The following is a 1,148-nucleotide window of genomic DNA, read 5'->3' on the forward strand; positions in this document are numbered from 1 at the left end:
GAAAGAAATGGCTAATGTACTAAAATTGGTAAATGGTTATTTAATGAGGTTACTTAATGCAAGTATTCCAAGAATGGAATTTGAACAGATATTAAAAGAGATAAACAATCTTGTTAATGAATTTTCAAATAAGCCTATTTCCCAAGAAGATAAAAGTCGTATTGTTTCCATTATTATTGATAGATTATTAGAAATTAGAAGATCAGAGGTATGGAAATCTGGGAATATTGATAAAATTACCGTACATCCAAATTTAGAAAATGTATATATCAATGATAAATATTTAGAATTAATTGAATATATAAAGGATCGAACAAACAAATAACTAAGACAAGTTATGAAATTATAAGAGTGCTTAAGAGTCGTTAGGAAGTGATTCTTTATTCTTGATTTAAGTAGGCTTTAATTTCTAGTTGCAATTTAGGTAAGTGATTAGAGATTATTCCCCATATGACAACATCATCAACTTTGTCATACCCATGAATTACCCAGTTCCTAGCGTCAACTATCTGTCTAGCATTCTCAATTTGTATTGAAGGGTCAATTTTAAGTACTCTATTCATTGCTTCTCCAATGATTTCTATTTCTCTTTCAACCCCTCGACGTAGAAGTTTATTATTCTGATATTCAAAAAAATTTCGTTCATCTCCTAGATAGTCAAAAATTGATTCTATAGAAGTTTTTATATCAAACAAGTACTTTTTAATTTCACGCTTCATAAATTAACTTCTTAGATTCATTTAAGCTTTCTATAAAATACGGATTAGATAATGTTCTTTCTGTTACTATATCTATTTCTCGTTTTAATAAATCACGTAATCTATATTGTAATTCAAAATAATTATTTGTGTATTCTTCAATAGAAATATTCTCTACAAAAGAAATCAGAAAGTCAATATCACTGTCTTCCGTAAAATTTCCACAAACAGCAGAACCAAAAGCATACAATCTCTTTATTTTTAAAGATTGACAAATAGCTTTTAAATTATCAATATTATTTTCTAATATACTCTGCATATTCTTTTTGTTCAAATTTAATAATTTCTTGAATAATGCAAATTATCGCTTGAGTTTAACTTGTTTATAAACGATTAATAAAACATCTAAATATATTTTGTAATAACGTAATAGTGTAAAGATGGCAAAAT

3 protein-coding genes are annotated in these 1,148 nt (G+C 26.3%); 1 reads left to right on the forward strand and 2 read right to left on the reverse strand.

Annotated elements, in window-relative coordinates; all coding sequences use genetic code 11:
- The coding region (locus OM075_RS25095; RefSeq protein WP_301193310.1) for a hypothetical protein at positions 1-325 on the forward strand (325 nt) is incomplete at its 5' end.
- Positions 326-380: 55 nt separating this feature from the next.
- On the opposite strand, the gene OM075_RS25100 is transcribed toward OM075_RS25095, so the two are convergent.
- Entirely contained in the window at positions 381-719 is a 339-nt protein-coding gene (locus tag OM075_RS25100) for a HepT-like ribonuclease domain-containing protein (RefSeq protein ID WP_301193311.1), read from the reverse strand.
- A complete protein-coding gene (locus tag OM075_RS25105; protein WP_301193312.1) occupies positions 709-1,017 on the reverse strand; it encodes a nucleotidyltransferase family protein in 309 nt (102 codons plus the stop codon). Before OM075_RS25105 ends, OM075_RS25100 begins: the two co-directional genes overlap by 11 nt.
- Between the last annotated feature and the right edge of the window lie 131 nt (positions 1,018-1,148).

It is taken from the genome of Plebeiibacterium sediminum, from assembly GCF_026013605.1.
Classification (GTDB): domain Bacteria; phylum Bacteroidota; class Bacteroidia; order Bacteroidales; family Marinilabiliaceae; genus Saccharicrinis; species Saccharicrinis sediminus.

What these genes read in the sequence shown, in the direction of transcription:
- OM075_RS25100 (WP_301193311.1), bottom strand. Translation starts at nt 719, where the DNA reads ATGAAGCGTGAAATTAAAAAGTACTTGTTTGATATAAAAACTTCTATA.
- OM075_RS25105 (WP_301193312.1), bottom strand. Translation starts at nt 1,017, where the DNA reads ATGCAGAGTATATTAGAAAATAATATTGATAATTTAAAAGCTATTTGT.